We start from the raw sequence: 15314 nt of genomic DNA on the forward strand, positions 1-15314 counted from the left end.
GACATCGTGGTCCGGGCGGCCCGGCGGCGGTCAGGCGGCCGGAGGCCGGCGACGGTGGGAGCGGCTGGTGTCGCTGGGGCGTCCGGGGTCGACGTGCCGGGGCCGGTCGGGCTCGTCGGGACGCAGCGGCACGAGCGTGTCGGTGATCGCGTCGATGATCCGGTCGGTGGCGCGCAGGGCGGCGCCCGGCGCGGCGGGGTCGATGTCGGCCAGGTCGACGGGGTCGCCGAAGCGCACCTTCACCACGGGGCGGCGCAGCAGGGCCCGGCCGACGGCCCCGGCCAGGCCGCGGGGCGTCCGGTACGGCAGCACCTCGTGGGCCCCCCACTGGGCGACCGGAATCACGACGGCGCCGGTGGTCAGGGCGAGGCGGGCCGTGCCGGTCTTGCCGCGCTCGGGCCACATGCCGGGGTCGAGGCCGATGCGGCCCTCGGGATAGACCAGGACCACCGAGCCCTCGGCGACGGCACGGGCGGCGGCGTCGAGGGCCTGGTGCACGGCGGCGGTGCCCCGGTCGACGCGGATGTGCCCGGCGCGGCGCATGGCGGCGCCGACGACGGGGGCACGGAACAGCCCGGCGGTGGCCATGATCCGTGGCGCGACGCCCCGGGCGCGGCAGGCGGCGGCCATGACGATCGGGTCGAACGGGCTGATGTGGTTGGCGGCGAGGATCAGCGGCCCACGGCGCAGGTGCGCGGGAACCTCGCCGCTGACCCGCAGGCGGGCCAGGGCGCCGACGACGGCGCGGGCGAGCAGTTGGGCGACGCGCCAGATCAGGGGCGGGCGCCAGGTGTCGGTCGGGGTGTCCATCAGCGGTTGATCGTCGCACGGCCGCGGCCGGCCGGACGCGGCCGGGCTGGGCCCCGGGCTGGACGGCCGGGGTGAGCAAGGTCATTGGTCCCGGGCGGGATCGGGACCTGCGCCCCTGCCGATCCGTCTACGACGGCGAGTAGTATTTACTACGTCCCGTAGTACGCAAGGCTGGGGGTTCCAGGTGGACGCGTTGGACGTCGCCCGCTGGCAGTTCGGTGTCACCACCGTCTACCACTTCCTGTTCGTGCCGTTGACCATCGGCCTGTCCGTGCTGGTCGCGATCCTGCAGACCCGGTGGCACCGCACCGGCGACGAGCGCTACCTCAAGCTCACCAGGTTCTACGGCAAGCTGTTCCTCATCAACTTCGCCATGGGCGTGGTCACCGGCATCGTCCAGGAGTTCCAGTTCGGCATGAACTGGAGCGACTACTCCCGCTTCGTCGGCGACATCTTCGGCGCCCCCCTCGCGATCGAGGCCCTCGTCGCGTTCTTCCTCGAATCCACCTTCATCGGGCTGTGGATCTTCGGCTGGGACCGGCTGCCCAAACGCCTGCACCTGGCCGCCGTCTGGGCCGCCGCCATCGGCAGCAACCTGTCGGCCTACTTCATCCTCGCCGCCAACTCGTTCATGCAGAATCCCGTCGGCTACCGGATCAACCCCGACACCGGACGCGCCGAGCTGACCGACTTCCTGGCCGTGCTCACCAACAAGGTCGCCCTCGTCACGTTCCCCCACACCATCGCAGGCTCGTTCCTCGTCGCCGGGTCCCTCGTCGTCGCCGTCGGCCTGTGGCACCTCGTGCGCAACCGCGACAGCGCCGACACCCCCGCCTACCGCTACGCCACCCGCTTCGGCGCCTGGGTCGTCATGATCGCCACCGCCGGGGTGCTCGTCACCGGCGACGTCCAGGGCAAGATCATGACCGAGGTGCAGCCGATGAAGATGGCCGCCGCCGAGGGCCTCTACACCACCGAGAGCCCCGCGGCGTTCTCCGTGCTCACCGTCGGCAGCCTCGACGGCAGCCGCGAGGTCTTCGCCATCAAGATCCCCTACCTGCTGTCGTTCCTCGGCACCGGCGACCCCAACGGCACCGTGCAGGGCATCAACGACCTGCAGGCCCAGTACGCCAGCCAGTACGGCCCCGGCAGCTACACCCCGATCATCCCCGTCACCTACTGGAGCTTCCGCTTCATGATCGCCTTCGGGCTGGCCGCCGCCGCGATCGCCGTGCTCGTCCTGTGGTCGCAGCGCCGCGGCCGCACCCCCACCAGCCGCTGGCTGCTGCGCGCCGGCCTCGCCATGCCCGTGCTGCCCCTGCTGGCCAACGCCTTCGGCTGGATCTTCACCGAGATGGGCCGCCAACCCTGGATCGTCTTCGGCGAGATGCTCACCCGCGACGGCGTGTCCCGCAGCGTCTCCCTGACCGAGGTCCTCACCTCCTTCACCGCCTTCACCCTCGTCTACGCCACCCTCGCCGTCGTCGAGATCAAACTCCTGCTGCGCTACGCCAAAGCCGGCGTACCCGACCTGACCCCCGCGCCCGAACCGACCGACACCGACGACGCCGAGCGCCCGCTCGCCTTCGCCTACTGACCTGCGGAGCCCACCGTGGAACTGACCACCGTCTGGTTTCTCCTCGTCGCCGTGCTGTTCACCGGCTACTTCGTCCTCGAGGGCTTCGACTTCGGCGTCGGCATGCTGCTGCCCGTCCTCGGCCGCGACGACCGGGAACGCCGCGTCCTGATCAACACCATCGGCCCCGTGTGGGACGGCAACGAGGTCTGGCTCATCACCGCCGGCGGCGCCATGTTCGCCGCCTTCCCCGAGTGGTACGCCACCCTCTTCTCCGGCTTCTACCTGCCCCTGCTGCTGATCCTGCTGGCCCTCATCGCCCGCGGCGTCGCCTTCGAGTACCGGCACAAGCGCCCCGAGGCGTGGTGGAAACGCCGCTGGGACACCGCGATCTTCCTCGGCTCGCTCGTCCCGGCCGTGCTGTGGGGCGTGGCGTTCGCCAACATCCTGCGCGGCGTGCCCCTTTCCGCCGACCACGAGTACGTCGGCGGCCTGCTCGACCTGCTCAACCCGTACGCCCTGCTCGGCGGCGCCACCACCGGCGCGCTGTTCCTCACCCACGGCGCCGTGTTCGTCGCCCTCAAGACCGTCGGCGACATCCGCCACCGCGCCCGCGCCCTCGCGGTACGCGCCGGCGCCGGCGCCGCCGTGCTCGCCGTGGCGTTCCTGGCCTGGACCCTGGGCATCCGCTCCAGCGCGGCCGCCGTCGCGCTCGCCGCCGTGGCGGCGCTGGCCCTGCTCGCCGCTGTGGCCGCCGCCCGCGTACGCCGCGAGGGCTGGGCGTTCACCGGCACCGCCGTGGCCGTCGCCCTGACCGTGGCGACCCTGTTCACCGCGCTGTACCCGAACCTGCTGCCCTCCACCGCCGACCCCGCCGGCACCCTGACCGCCGCCAACGCCGCCTCCACCGGCTACACCCTGAAGATCATGACCTGGGTCGCCGTCGTGTTCACCCCGATCGTGCTGGCCTACCAGGGCTGGACCTACTGGGTGTTCCGCAGGCGCATCGGCGTCGCCCACATCCCGCGGCACTGACCCACCCCGTGGCCGGGGGGACCCGCCCCCGGCCACGGAAAAACCGGTTTGGCGCCGGCCGAGCCGTGGCTACCGTCGGGCAGGTGCACCCCGTCGCCGCCGTCCGTGAACTCACCCCCGACGACATTCCCGCCGCCTGGACCCTCGGCGGCCACGCGTTCGGCTCCGACCCGCAACCCCCGCCGGACGCCACCACCCGCGCCCGGCCCGGCATGACCGGCTACGGCGCGTTCGACCCCGCCGGGCGGCTGTGCGGCAAGGCCGTCGACCTGCACCACGAGCAGTGGTGGTCCGGCCGGACCGTGTCGGCCGTCGGCGTCGCCGTCGCCCCCGAGGCCCGCGGCCGTGGCGTCGCCCGCGCCCTGCTGGCCGCCCTGCTGCGCGGCGCCCGCGAGCGCGGCGCCGCCGTCAGCGCCCTGTATCCCACCACCACCGGCCCGTACCGGGCCTGCGGCTGGGAGGTCGCCGGCACGCTGCGCACCGTCGACCTGGCCGCCGCCGACCTGCCCCGACACCGGCCTGCCCCGCACCTGAGCGTCCGCGCCGCCGGCGCCGAGGACATGCCCGCCGTCGCCGGCCTGTACGAGCGCGTCGCCCGCCACCGCCGGGGCATGCTCACCCGACGCGGCGAACTGTTCGACCACCTCGGCGCCACCACCGCCCTGCCCACCGACGGCGTCACCCTCGTCGAGGACGCCGGCGAACTGGTCGGCTACGCCAGCTGGGACCGCGGCCGCGGCGGCTACGGGCCCGATTCCGTCCTCACCGTCGAAGACGTCCTCGCCACCACCGCCGACGCGGTCCGGGAACTCGTCAGCGTCCTCGCCAGGTGGCGCAGCGTCGCCCCCACCCTGCGGCTGCGCCTGCTCGACGGCGACGCCGTCACCGCCCAACTGCCCCTGGAGACGGTCCGCGAACACCGGCAGCAGCCCTGGATGCACCGGCCCGTCGACGTCACCCGGGCCGTACGGGAGCGCGGCTGGCCGCCGCACGCGCGCGGCGTCGTCGACTTCACCCTCGACGACGACCTCGCCGACTGGAACACCGGCGCCTGGCGCCTGGAGGTCGCCGACGGCGCGGCCGAGCTGCGCCCGGCCACCGGCGAGCCGGCCCTGCACCTGAGTATGCGCGGCTTCGCCCAGCTCTACGCCGGCGCCACCACCGCTGAGAGCCTCGTGCACGCCGGCCAGCTGCGACACGGCCCCGGCGTCGACCCCCGTGCCCTGGACCTGCTCGCCGTCGGCGGCCCCGCCCACCTGCTCGACTACTTCTGACCGGCCTCCCGACAGCGCCCGGACGGCCCGCGCGCGGGGACACGTTCGGTCCATCGCGCGGGGGCCCTCGGCGGCCGTCAATACCCCACCCGGTGCGCGCGGCCTCTGGACGTGTCCCCACCGGCTGTCGATCGACGGTACCGGCCGCGCGAACAGCCGATGCACCTTGCGTAATCATGCTGTTACTTTTCGCGCCTGGACTCGGTGATCGCCTTCTGTCGACAGGCGTCCCGACACGTGTGTTGGAGGGGACATGAGACGTGCTCGACCATTGATCGGGCTGGCCGCGCTCTGCCTTGTCATCCCGGCCGCCCCGGCGCTGGCCGCGACGACCGCCGAACCCGTGGACGCCCCGGCCAGCGCGGTCTACAGCGTCAGCGGCGGCGAACTGACGGCCGGGCAGCAGGGCAGCGTGCCGTTCACCGTCGCCGCCGACGACTACACGGCGGCCGGGCACGGCCGGGTGCTCGTCGGCTTCACGCTCGACGCCGCGCCCGGCAGCACCCTCGACCCGGGCATGATCGTGGTCCGCTCGAAGTCCGGCCCGCCGCCGTACGTCTCCGTGCCCTGGCGGGCCGACACCCCCGGCAGCAAGTCCAGCTTCACCGTCGCCGCGCTCGCCCCCGGCGGCGCCTACGACGTCCTGCTCAGATCCGACAAGAACACCTCCGGCGCGTACCAGCTCTCCGCGTTCCTCGCCGGCGACGCCAACGCCGACTTCCAGGTCGACCAGGACGACCTGGTGCTCATCGACTCGCTGGCCGGCACCGCGTACGGCGCGCCCGCGTACTCGCCCTGGGCCGACGTGGACCGCAGCGGCACGATCAACAGGTTCGACCGGATCGTCGCGGCGCTCAACCTCGGCGCGGCGACCCGACTGCGACTGACCGTCGAGAACCCCCTCGACGAGGCCCTGCCCGCCGACGCGCTCACCCTCACCGGCGCCGCGCCGGACGGCTTCAACGCCGTGTCGACCCCGGCGGCGTTCAGCCTCTCCGGGGCGCAGTTCCACGACGACCCGGCCGAGATGGCGCTCACCGTCAACGGCCACCGGGTACCGGCAGACCGGATCGCCGTCGAGGCGCACCGGGTCACCGCGACCTCCGCGCTGACCGACGGCCGCAACGAGCTGCGGTTCGCCGGCGTCGACGCCATCGGCCGGCCCCTTTACCACACTGCCACCGTCTGGGCGGGCGCGAACACCCTACGGGTCGACGTCGTGGACGACACCGGCGCGCCGGTCACCGACCCGGTGACCGTACGGGTCAGCCTCACCGACGACCAGGACGTCTTCACCGAGGACGCCACCTCGACCGGCCACCTGACCGTGCCCAACGTGCCGTCCCGACCAGCGAGGTGCCGGGCGGCTGGTTCGGCTCCGAGTTCAACGACTACTTCCGCGTCTCCCTGCGCAGCCAGCAGGGCGGCGGGTCGGCCGCCGAGGCCAACAGCATGAACGGCCTGGGCCTGGGCCAGTTCGACTACGGCAGCGGGACCACCGGCTGGCGCGAGCTGACCCTGCCCGTGGACAAGACCGGCGACACCATCCAGGTCGACCTGGGCGTGGCCAACGTCGCCGACGACCTGTTCGACTCCCAGGTCGTCGTCGACTTCGTCGAGGAGGTACGCGACCAGATCCAGCCGAGCCTCACCTGGAACAACACCGCCGGCGGCATGGACCTGCGGTACACGGTGGACAACGGCGACCTCAAGCAGGCCGCCACCATCGACGTGTACTGGGCCAACGGGCCCGGCCACGCCAACCGGCTCGGGACGCCCGTCTTCAGCCACTCCGTGCCGGCAGGCACCACCGCCGGCCAGCACGGGCCGATCCGCATCGCCGGGAACCTGCTGGCCGACAACCCGGCCGGCGTCACCCACCTGGTCGCCGTGGCCAGCCCCAGCCGGGTGGGCGCCCTGGCCGACGTGCAGGTCGCCTTCGGCGCCAACGCCAACGCCACCGCGGTGAGCGCGGCCACCATCGACATCGTCAAGGACAGCCTGCGCGCCGCCGGCCAGCGCACCGTCACCATCACCAGCACCGCGCGCACTCCCGCCGACCAGGCGCGGGCAATGTTCCAGAACCTCACCAACGCGGCCAACCCGGTGAGCGTCAACGTCGCCAACCAGTTGGCGCTCTACGCCGCGCCCGGCGACGCGGTCGTCAACACCTTCGTCCAGCAGACCCAGGGGATGACCCGGGCGCAGATCCTGGCCAACGCCGCCACCATCCGCGCCGCCATGGAACAGGAGATCAACAATCAGGGCCCGCAGAACGTCTCCCGCCACTGCGCCGACCCCGCCGTCGTCAACGTGGCCGATCTCGGCGCCGGCGCCTTCAACGCCACCAACGGTCCACTGTTCGTCAACGCGATCCGCCCGCGGGTGACCCGCTTCCTCGACGAGCGCGCCACCAACAACTGCTACCACATCGAGATAACGCAGTAGCCGACAGGCGACCCGGCGGCAGGCGGCGATGCCCGTCTGCCGCCGCGGCGGCTCCAGCCGGTCGGGCGCGGGGAAGCCAACCGGCGTCGCTGGTCCGCGACCCCGCGCCGCCGGCGGGTCAGCCCGCCTCGCGCAGCTCCGCCAACCGCGCCTCGATCTCCGCCAACTCGGCACGCAGCTTCTCCGCCTGCTGCTCCGCCTCCGCCCGCTCCGCGGCCAGGATCTGCTCCACCGCCTCCTGCACCCCCGGCACGTCCACCAGCGCCACCATCTTCAGCGCCTCCGCCGGCTTCACCACGTACGGCTTCGCCAGGGCCTTGGCGCCCTGCTGCGCGGCCACCGTCCACTCGCCGTCGGCGTACGCCAACGTCACCGTCAGCCCCGCCGGCCCCTTCGGCTTGGCCGCCTTGACCGCCCGCTTCGCCGGCTTCGCCTCCGCCTGCTGCTCCACCCTCGGCTCCTCCCGCCGCGCCGCCGGCACCCTCGGCGGGGTGTCCAGCACGAACTCCGGCTCCGCAGCCGGCTGCGGCTGCTCGGCCTCCGACTCCGGCCGCGCCTCGACCGCCCTGCGCCCCGCCCCACGCGGCGCGATCGCCACGTCGGCGGGGGAGAACGGCAGCTCGTCGCGGCCGAACCGCACCACCACGTACTCGTCGGACTCCGCCGGATCGGTCAGCTCCACCACCTGACCCACCTGCCCGGCGATCTGCCCGGCGGAGGCGGTGAACACCACCTTCGGCTTCCGGCCGGCCGCCAACGCCTCCCGGATGCCCTCCACCTCGTCCGCCGACAAACCGTCGCCGCCGCCCATCGCCACCCTCTTCCGTACACCTGTCTGATTGCTGCCTTGATACCAGCCGGCCCCGACACCCCGAAGATCAGCCCCCGCTCGGGGTCCACTGTGACGCCGCTCTCCCACCACCGTGTCGATCATCGCCGGTAACGTCAGCGCCAATATCGGCAGGGGGAGGGGAGCGGCCCGGATGAGCCCGGTCACCATCGTCACCGGCGGGGGCCGCGGCATCGGCGCCGCCACGGCCCGCCGCCTCGCCCACGACGGCCACGACATCGTCGTCGGCTACCGCCGCGACCACGACGCCGCCGCCCGCGTCGTCGCCGATATCCGCGCCGCCGGCCGCCGGGCGACAGCCGTCGCCGCCGACACCGCCGACCCCGACCAGATCCCGCGGCTGTTCGACGCCGCCGCCGACCTCGGCGCGCTGACCGGCCTGGTCAACAACGCCGGCGTCACCAGCTCCATCGGCCCCTTCACCGACCTGCGCGTCGAGGACCTGCGCCGCGTCATCGACGTCAACCTCGTCGGGTACGTCGTGGCCGCCCAGCACGCCGCGCGCCGGATGGGCGCCGGCGGGGCCATCGTCAACGTCTCCTCGGCCGCCGCCACCCTCGGCAGCCCAGGGGAGTACGTGCACTACGCCGCCGTCAAGGCCGCCACCGACACCCTCACCGTCGGCCTGGCCAAGGAACTGGCCCCGCGCGGCATCCGCGTCAACGCCGTCGCCCCCGGCATCGTCCGCACCGACCTGCACGCTCTGTCCGGCGTGCCCGACCGCCCCGACACCGCCGCCGGGCGCGTTCCGCTGGGCCGCGCCGGGGAACCCGACGAGATCGCCGGCGCGATCGCCTGGCTGCTCGGCCCCGACGCCAGCTACACCACCGGCGCCGTCCTGCGCGTCTCCGGTGGCCTCTGACCGCTGCGGCGGGGCCGGCCCGAACCGCCCGGAACCCGCGATCGACTCAAAGGCGGCGACATGGGGGTATCCGGGTCCTCCGAATGCCCCCACGTCGGTGACACAGAGTGGATCACCAGAGCAGGATCGAGGTGCGCCAACCCTCCCGGCCCAGCATCAGCGCCGAACACGGACGCGGACAGTTGAAGCGGGACATCATCGCCGACTACAAGGACCACCATGAACTGGACCTGATGCGCGGCATCAGACAACTGCTCGACCCGCGCGGACTGATGGATCCCGGCAAGATGCTGCCCGCGACTGGCAGCGTCCCACCACCGCCTAACGCGCCGTCGCCCCCTGAAAGGCTCGCGCGAGACGGCGAACCGCCTCGTCCATCAGGCCAGGCGGGGCGGCGGCGTAGGTCAACCGCAGGTGCGACGCCGAAGGCTCCGCCGCATACCACGGACGGCCAGGAAAGACGACGACACCCTCGGCCGCTGCGGCGACGGCCAACGCCACGTCGTCGGTCCCCTCGGGCAGACAAACCCACAGATGCAGGCCGCCACGCGGCACCACCCGCGGCGCCAACTCCGGCAGATGCCGGCGCAGCGCGCCCAACAGCGCCTCCCGGCGCGCCCGCAACGCGGTACGCAGCCCGCGACGACGACGAGCCCACGCCGGGGCGGTGACGAACTCCAGCGTGGCCTGCTGCAGCGGCCCGGCGACGAAGAAGTCGTCGAGCAACCGGGCCATCCGCAGCCGGACACCAGCCGGACCACGGGCGCCGACGGCGGCCACGCGTAGCCCGGGAGCCGCCGACTTGGTCAGCGACCGCACGTAGACGACATGCCCGTCGGGATCGTCGGCGGCCAGCGGCGGCGGAGCCTCCCCGTCGATGGTCAGGTCCCGGGCGTAGTCGTCCTCGATCAGGAACGCCCCGGCGTCACGCACGGCCGCAGCAACCCCGGCCCGACGGTGACCCGCCAGCGTCGCCCCGTGCGGGTTGGCGTGCAGCGGCTGACAGTAGAACAGCCGGGCGCCGGTACGGGCGAACGCAGCCGCCAACTGATCAGGCCGTACACCGTCGGCGTCGGCGGGCACCGGCGCCACCCGCAGACCCGCCGCCCGGGCCGCGGCCAACGCACCCAGGTACGTCGGCGACTCGACCAGTACGGCGTCACCGGGCGCAGCGAGCGCCCGCAGCGCCGTCGACAACGCGGCCTGCCCACCCGGACAGATCACCATGTCGTCGGCGCGCAGCCCTGTGCCCGCCTCCCGGGCGAACCAGGCGCGCAGATCCGCACGCCCCTCGGCCGGCCCGCGCTGCCACGAGGCGGGTTGCCGGGCCGCGCGGGCCAACGCGGCGCCGAGCGCGGCGGCAGGCTGCAGATCCGCGTCCAGGTAGCCACCGGACAGCGCGATCGCCCCCGCCGGCGGTAACGCCAGCAGCGCCCGCATCTCCTCCTCGCCCGACCGGCCGGGGCCGAGCGCGACGGTCTGCCAGGCCAGGTCGGGGGAGCGGCGCTCGTCCGACCTGGCCGCCACGAAGGTGCCCCTGCCAGCTCGCGCCTCGACCAGCCCCTGCGCCACCAACTGCCGGATCGCCTCGGCGACGGTGACCGGCGAGGCGTGATGCCGGGCGGTCAACTCGCGCACAGACGGCAGCCGCGTGCCAGGAGCTGCGCCAGCCACCAGCCCGCGCAGATCTTGGATAACGCGTTCGGCCGCGTTACCGTTACCCATGAAGGACAAGAGTAGCGCTACTGTCACGGCCACGGTAACAGGGAAGCGGGCCATCGGCCTCACCCTCGGCGCCCTGGGCGTGCTCGCCTTCAGCGTGTCGCTGCCAGCCACCCGCGTCGCCGTGCAGCACCTCGACCCGTGGTTCGTCGCCTTCGGACGCGCCGTCGGCGCGGCGCTGCTGGCATGGGCGTACCTGCGCCTCACCCGCGCCCCGCGCCCGACCCGCGGCCAGTGGCGGCGACTGTCCGTCGTCGCCCTCGGCGTCGTCGTCGGTTTCCCCCTGTTCACCTCGCTGGCACTGACCACCCAGACCTCCACGCACGGCGCGGTCGTCATCACCGTGCTGCCCGCCATGACCGCCGTGTTCGCGGTGCTGCGCGCCGGCGAGCACCCGCCGCCGCTGTTCTGGGCCGCGAGCATCGCCGGGCTGCTGGCGGTGCTCGCCTTCCTCGGCGCCGGCGGCGCGGTCCACGGCGCCCTGGCCCCGGCCGACCTGTTCCTGCTCGCGGCGGTCGCCCTCTGCGGCCTCGGGTACGCCGAGGGCGGCGCGCTCGCCCGCGAACTGGGCGGCGCCCGCACGATCTGCTGGGCGTTGCTGCTCTCGCTGCCCGTCACCGCGCCCGTCACCGTCCTCGCCGCCGTGGCCGATCCGCCACGGGCCGGCGGCGTCGCCTGGTCGGCGTTCGGCTACCTCACCGCGGTCTCCATGTTCCTGGGCTTCTTCGCCTGGTACGCAGGCCTGGCCCGGGGCGGCATCGCCCAGGTCGGCCAGATCCAGCTCGCGCAACCCGTGCTCACCCTGGCCTGGTCGGCGCTGCTGCTCGGCGAGACCGTCACCCCGGCCTCGATCGCGGTCGCACTGGTCGTGCTGGCCTGCATCGTGCTCATCCAACGCACGCGTGTCCGCCCTCAGTGACGCTGAGCACCACCTGGTCGCGGTCAACAATGAGAAGCGGCCCACCAAGACGGGGGCGGAACGCGCGCTGGACATCCGTGCCACTGTCCCGGCCGACTGGGGAAACGTGACGGTCGCCGCCTGGAACGGGCTGACCGCGGCCTACTGCCAGCAGCACGGAGCCGGAGTGATCATCCGTGGCGTGCGGAACGCCATCGACGCGGTGCGCGAGTGTCAGTTGGCAGCCATGAACGAGACGCTGGGTATCACGACCCTGTTCATGCCGGCTCGGCCCGAACTGGCCACGATTTCCTCGACCGCGGTCCGCGCCGCTGCGGCCGACTTGCCCCAGGAAGGGCCGCTGGTCAGCACGGTTGGCCGAGACAGCCCCGCCCACACTCACCCGCCCGAATCAGCGATTCGATAATGCACATTATGTCAAGTAGACCGGATCGGCGGCCTCCTCCCGCCCGGTCGAGGCCAACTCCGCCACCGGCAGCGACCCCTCGGCCGGCAACCGCGCCGCCACCACCGCCGCCAGCAGCAACAGACCGCACAACGCGGGCAACGCCGCGGCCAGACCGAACAGCACCGCGACGGCCGGACCCAGCACCGCGCCCGTGAGCGCCGCGAGCGCGTCACCGGCCTGGAACGCCGCCACCACCCGGCCCCGCACCGCGTCCCCGGTGCCCATCTGCACCCGCTGCACCGACACCACCAGCGCCACCGCCCCCGGCACCCCGGCGGCCGTCACCGCCACCAGCGCCACCGCCACCGACGAGGCCGTGAACAGCACCAGGAACGCCACGCCGACCGCCGCGTACCCCGCCGCCAGCAGCGCCCGCGCCGGGAACCGCAGCACCAGCCGCCGACTCAGCAGCGCCCCGCCCAGGTGGCCCACGCCCAGCCCCGCGACCAACCACCCCACCACCGCGCCGGAACCGTGCCGACCCGCCACGAACGGCACCAGCAGCGCGGTCAGGGCGGCGTTGGCCGTCCAGTACAGCCAGCCGGCCACCAGCAGCCCGCGCAGCAGCGGCGCGCCGGCCACCCGTCCCGCAGGCCCCCGATCACGGGTACGGCGGGCGGGCGCCGGACGCCACGTACCCGCAGGCCGGCGGCGACCGACGCGGCGCTCGGCGTACGCCTGGCGGTCACGCTCGAGGAGGCGGACGCCGAGCCGCCGCCGGAGCCCGCCTGGCCGGGGCTCGCGGCGGAGATCGGTCGGCTGGCCGGGGCGAGCGGCGCGGCCGAGCCCGAGGTGCGTCGCCGGTTGGGCCGGGGGTGGTGGCCGAGTTGAGCGCGCTGGCCGGGCGGCCGTTGACGGAGCGGGATCTGCACCGGGTGCTGGACGTCGCGGCGCTGGTGACCCGGGGTGAGCCGACCCAGCCGTCCCGCTCCCCCTCGCGGCAGACCTCCCGTCAACACGAAAATCCTGCATAATATCCCTTATGCACGACAAACAGGACGAAACGGTGGCGCGGCTGATCGAGGAGTTCCTGACGGCTCGGGCGACCCGCAAGCCCTCCCCCCACACCCTCGCCGCGTACCGGCGCGACCTGCTGGCCGTCGCCCACCTGGCCGCCGAGGACGGCACCCCTCCCCTCCCCCTCGACGAGTTGACGATCATCGCCCTGTCCCCCCGCCTCATGCGCGCGGCGTTCGCCCGCTTCGCTGCGCCCCGCGCCGCCGCCTCGGTGCACCGGGCGTGGTCGACGTGGAACAGCTTCTTCACGTTCCTGGTGGCCGAGGGGGTCGTACCGGGAAACCCGATGCCCGCGGTGGGTCGACCCCGCGCGCCGCTCCCCCAGCCCAAGCCGCTGCGCGGCGACGACACCCCGGAGGAACTGCTCGCGGCGGTGGCCCGCGGCGAGGGCCGCCAGCGCGACCCGTGGCCGGAGCGGGACCTGGCCGTGCTCGCGCTGGCGCTGTGCGCCGGGCTTCGGCTGTCGGAGTTGCTGGCGTTGCGGGTGGCGTCACTGGCGGGCCGGCCCGGTGAGCGCCGGGTCGACGTGGCGGGCAAGGGTGGGCGGCCGCGGGTGGTGCCGATCGAGGCCGACCTGGACCGGCTGTTGGCCGACTACCTGGACAGCCGGGCCCGCCGGTTCGGTGCCCGCAGCGTGCGGCCGGACTCGCCGCTGCTGGTGGACCGGCGGGGCGAGCCGCTGCGCCGCGGTGGTCTGCAGTACCTGGTGGAGTCCTGCTATCGGCGGGCGGGCATCGGCGACCGGGTGCCGCGTGGGGCGCGGCTGCACGCGCTGCGGCACACGTTCGCGACGCGGTTGGCCGAGGACGGGGCGAGCGCGGCGGAGATCATGCGGTTGCTGGGGCACGCGTCGTTGGCGTCGTCGCAGACGTACATCGAGGTGACGGCGGGTCAGCAGCGGGCGGCGGTGGCGTCGAACCGGACGAACCGGGCGTTGGCGGGGCTGGTGGGTGGGGGTGGCGGCCGGGTGGGGTGACCGGCCCGGGTCGGGCTGTGGCAGGGTGGTGGGGTACGCGACTGGCGGCACCGGGGATGGGATCGACCATCGGGGAGCTCGTCGTGGGGGTCGTCCGCCTGGGCTCCCGCGGGCGAGGTGTCGCATGTCTGCTGTGGGTACGACGACCGCTCGTGTGTTGTCCGGCAAGCCGGTGGCGCAGCGGGTGCTGGCGGAGGTCGCCGAGGGTGTGGCGGCGTTGCGGGCGGCGGGGGTGACGCCGTCGTTGGCGACGGTGCTGGTCGGTGACGACGACGCGAGCGCCGGGTACATCCGGATCAAGCAGCGGCAGGCTGCGGAGTTGGGTTTCGCGTCGCCGCACGTGTATCTGCCGGCGTCGGCGTCGCAGGCGGATCTGCACCGGGTGTTGGAGGATTTCAACGCGGACGCGGGTGTGCACGGGGTGTTGCTGCAGCATCCGATTCCGGGGCATCTGGACTACGACCGGGCGTTGCAGGTTCTCGATCCGGACAAGGACGTGGACGGGATGCATCCGGTGAACATGGGCCGGTTGGCGTTGGGGTTGCCGGGTCCGTTGCCGTGTACGCCGGCGGGGATCGAGGCGTTGCTGGCGTTCTACGGGGTGCCTGTGGCGGGTCGCGAGGTGGTGGTGCTGGGTCGGGGTGCCACGTTGGGTCGGCCGTTGGCGATGTTGTTGGCGCAGAAGCGGCCGACGGCGAACGCGGCGGTGACGGTGGTGCACACGGGGGTGGCGGACTGGCCGCGGTATACGCGGCGGGCGGAGATCCTGGTGGCGGCGGCGGGGGTGCCGGGGATCGTGCGGCCGGAGCACGTGCGTGCGGGTGCGGTGGTGGTCGGTGGCGGGGTGCGGTACGAGGGTCGGCGGTTGTTGCCGGATGTGGACGAGTCGTGTGCGCGGGTGGCGGGGGCGATCACGCCGCGGGTCGGTGGGGTGGGCCCGACGACGGTGGCGATGTTGTTCCGTAACGCGTTGGCGGCGGCGCGGCGGGCGGCGGGTCGGGGTTGAGTCGCTTGTGTCCCGGGTCGTGGCTGCTGTCGCGGCCCGGGGTGGGCGTGTGGTGGGGCATGGGAGGGTTGTCGGATGTTCAGGGTGTTGGTGTGTTCGATGCTGGTGTTCGTGGTGCTGGGGGCGGTGGGGATCTGGTTGCGGCGTCGTCGGGGTCGGTGAGGCGTCGTCGGGGGCGGGTGCTGCGGGGCCGTGGAGGGTCCGACTTCTCCCCGGGTGGCCGGGGTGTCGGGGCCGTGTGGTGAGGGCGGACTCAGCCTCTTGACGAAGAACCTCGCCCTGGACCTCGCGAAGTACGGCATACGAGTCAATAGCATCGCCCCGGGCGTTACCGAGACCCAGATGGTGGCCGACTACATGAACGCCGCCCC

General features: G+C 73.6%; 16 protein-coding genes. 12 read left to right on the forward strand and 4 right to left on the reverse strand.

The features are described 5' to 3' along the window. Positions 1-30 precede the first annotated feature (30 nt). The gene (locus tag ABGB16_RS25440) at positions 31-810 is read right to left on the reverse strand and encodes a lysophospholipid acyltransferase family protein (protein ID WP_347670608.1); all 780 of its coding nucleotides are present in this window, start codon (positions 808-810) and stop codon (positions 31-33) included. A 184-nt stretch (positions 811-994) separates the two neighbouring features. Between ABGB16_RS25440 and ABGB16_RS25445 the strand changes: the two genes are divergently transcribed. From ABGB16_RS25445 to ABGB16_RS25465, 5 genes are all read left to right on the forward strand, one after another. Continuing rightward, entirely contained in the window at positions 995-2407 is a 1413-nt protein-coding gene (locus ABGB16_RS25445) for a cytochrome ubiquinol oxidase subunit I (protein WP_347670609.1), read from the forward strand. Between the two features lie 15 nt (positions 2408-2422). Then, complete coding sequence (gene cydB, locus ABGB16_RS25450) at positions 2423-3421, forward strand: cytochrome d ubiquinol oxidase subunit II (RefSeq protein WP_347670610.1); 999 nt, start codon at positions 2423-2425, stop codon at positions 3419-3421. An 83-nt stretch (positions 3422-3504) separates the two neighbouring features. Beyond that, positions 3505-4695: a GNAT family N-acetyltransferase gene (locus ABGB16_RS25455; protein WP_347670611.1), complete on the forward strand. Its 1191-nt coding sequence runs from the start codon at positions 3505-3507 to the stop codon at positions 4693-4695. Between the two features lie 253 nt (positions 4696-4948). Further along, positions 4949-6151: a hypothetical protein gene (locus ABGB16_RS25460; RefSeq protein WP_347670612.1), complete on the forward strand. Its 1203-nt coding sequence runs from the start codon at positions 4949-4951 to the stop codon at positions 6149-6151. Then, positions 6052-7143 carry a hypothetical protein gene (locus ABGB16_RS25465; protein WP_347670613.1) on the forward strand — a complete coding sequence of 364 codons (1092 nt, stop codon included), beginning with the start codon at positions 6052-6054 and terminating at the stop codon, positions 7141-7143. The genes ABGB16_RS25460 and ABGB16_RS25465 overlap by 100 nt, the downstream gene beginning before the upstream one ends. Positions 7144-7261: 118 nt before the next feature. Here ABGB16_RS25465 and ABGB16_RS25470 read toward each other — a convergent pair whose 3' ends face one another. Next, positions 7262-7954, reverse strand: coding sequence for a hypothetical protein (locus ABGB16_RS25470; RefSeq protein ID WP_347670614.1), 693 nt, complete (start codon positions 7952-7954; stop codon positions 7262-7264). A gap of 172 nt (positions 7955-8126) precedes the next feature. Here ABGB16_RS25470 and ABGB16_RS25475 point away from each other — a divergent pair, with 172 nt between their 5' ends. Next, positions 8127-8855 (forward strand): SDR family oxidoreductase, encoded by a 729-nt coding sequence (locus ABGB16_RS25475; protein WP_347670615.1) that lies wholly within the window; start codon positions 8127-8129, stop codon positions 8853-8855. A gap of 321 nt (positions 8856-9176) precedes the next feature. Here ABGB16_RS25475 and ABGB16_RS25480 read toward each other — a convergent pair whose 3' ends face one another. Further along, the gene (locus ABGB16_RS25480; RefSeq protein WP_347670616.1) at positions 9177-10580 is read right to left on the reverse strand and encodes a PLP-dependent aminotransferase family protein; all 1404 of its coding nucleotides are present in this window, start codon (positions 10578-10580) and stop codon (positions 9177-9179) included. Here ABGB16_RS25480 and ABGB16_RS25485 point away from each other — a divergent pair. Both ABGB16_RS25485 and ABGB16_RS25490 read left to right on the forward strand, forming a co-directional pair. Continuing rightward, complete coding sequence (locus ABGB16_RS25485) at positions 10579-11496, forward strand: DMT family transporter (protein ID WP_347670617.1); 918 nt, start codon at positions 10579-10581, stop codon at positions 11494-11496. The genes ABGB16_RS25480 and ABGB16_RS25485 overlap by 2 nt on opposite strands. Continuing rightward, on the forward strand, positions 11480-11902 hold the full coding sequence (locus ABGB16_RS25490; protein WP_347670618.1) for a pantetheine-phosphate adenylyltransferase: 423 nt from the start codon (positions 11480-11482) through the stop codon (positions 11900-11902). Before ABGB16_RS25485 ends, ABGB16_RS25490 begins: the two co-directional genes overlap by 17 nt. Before the next feature lie 6 nt (positions 11903-11908). On the opposite strand, the gene ABGB16_RS25495 is transcribed toward ABGB16_RS25490, so the two are convergent. After that, a complete protein-coding gene (locus ABGB16_RS25495) occupies positions 11909-12526 on the reverse strand; it encodes an MFS transporter (protein ID WP_347670619.1) in 618 nt (205 codons plus the stop codon). A gap of 236 nt (positions 12527-12762) precedes the next feature. Here ABGB16_RS25495 and ABGB16_RS25500 point away from each other — a divergent pair, with 236 nt between their 5' ends. From ABGB16_RS25500 to ABGB16_RS25515, 4 genes are all read left to right on the forward strand, one after another. After that, entirely contained in the window at positions 12763-12918 is a 156-nt protein-coding gene (locus ABGB16_RS25500) for a hypothetical protein (protein WP_347670620.1), read from the forward strand. An 8-nt stretch (positions 12919-12926) separates the two neighbouring features. Further along, a complete protein-coding gene (locus ABGB16_RS25505) occupies positions 12927-13937 on the forward strand; it encodes a tyrosine-type recombinase/integrase (RefSeq protein ID WP_347670621.1) in 1011 nt (336 codons plus the stop codon). A gap of 124 nt (positions 13938-14061) precedes the next feature. After that, a complete protein-coding gene (locus ABGB16_RS25510; protein ID WP_347670622.1) occupies positions 14062-14943 on the forward strand; it encodes a tetrahydrofolate dehydrogenase/cyclohydrolase catalytic domain-containing protein in 882 nt (293 codons plus the stop codon). Between the two features lie 225 nt (positions 14944-15168). Then, the coding region (locus ABGB16_RS25515) for an SDR family oxidoreductase (RefSeq protein ID WP_347670624.1) at positions 15169-15314 on the forward strand (146 nt) is incomplete at its 3' end.

Origin of the sequence: Micromonospora sp. B11E3, assembly GCF_039871625.1 — a bacterium.
Classification (GTDB): Bacteria; Actinomycetota; Actinomycetes; order Mycobacteriales; family Micromonosporaceae; genus Micromonospora.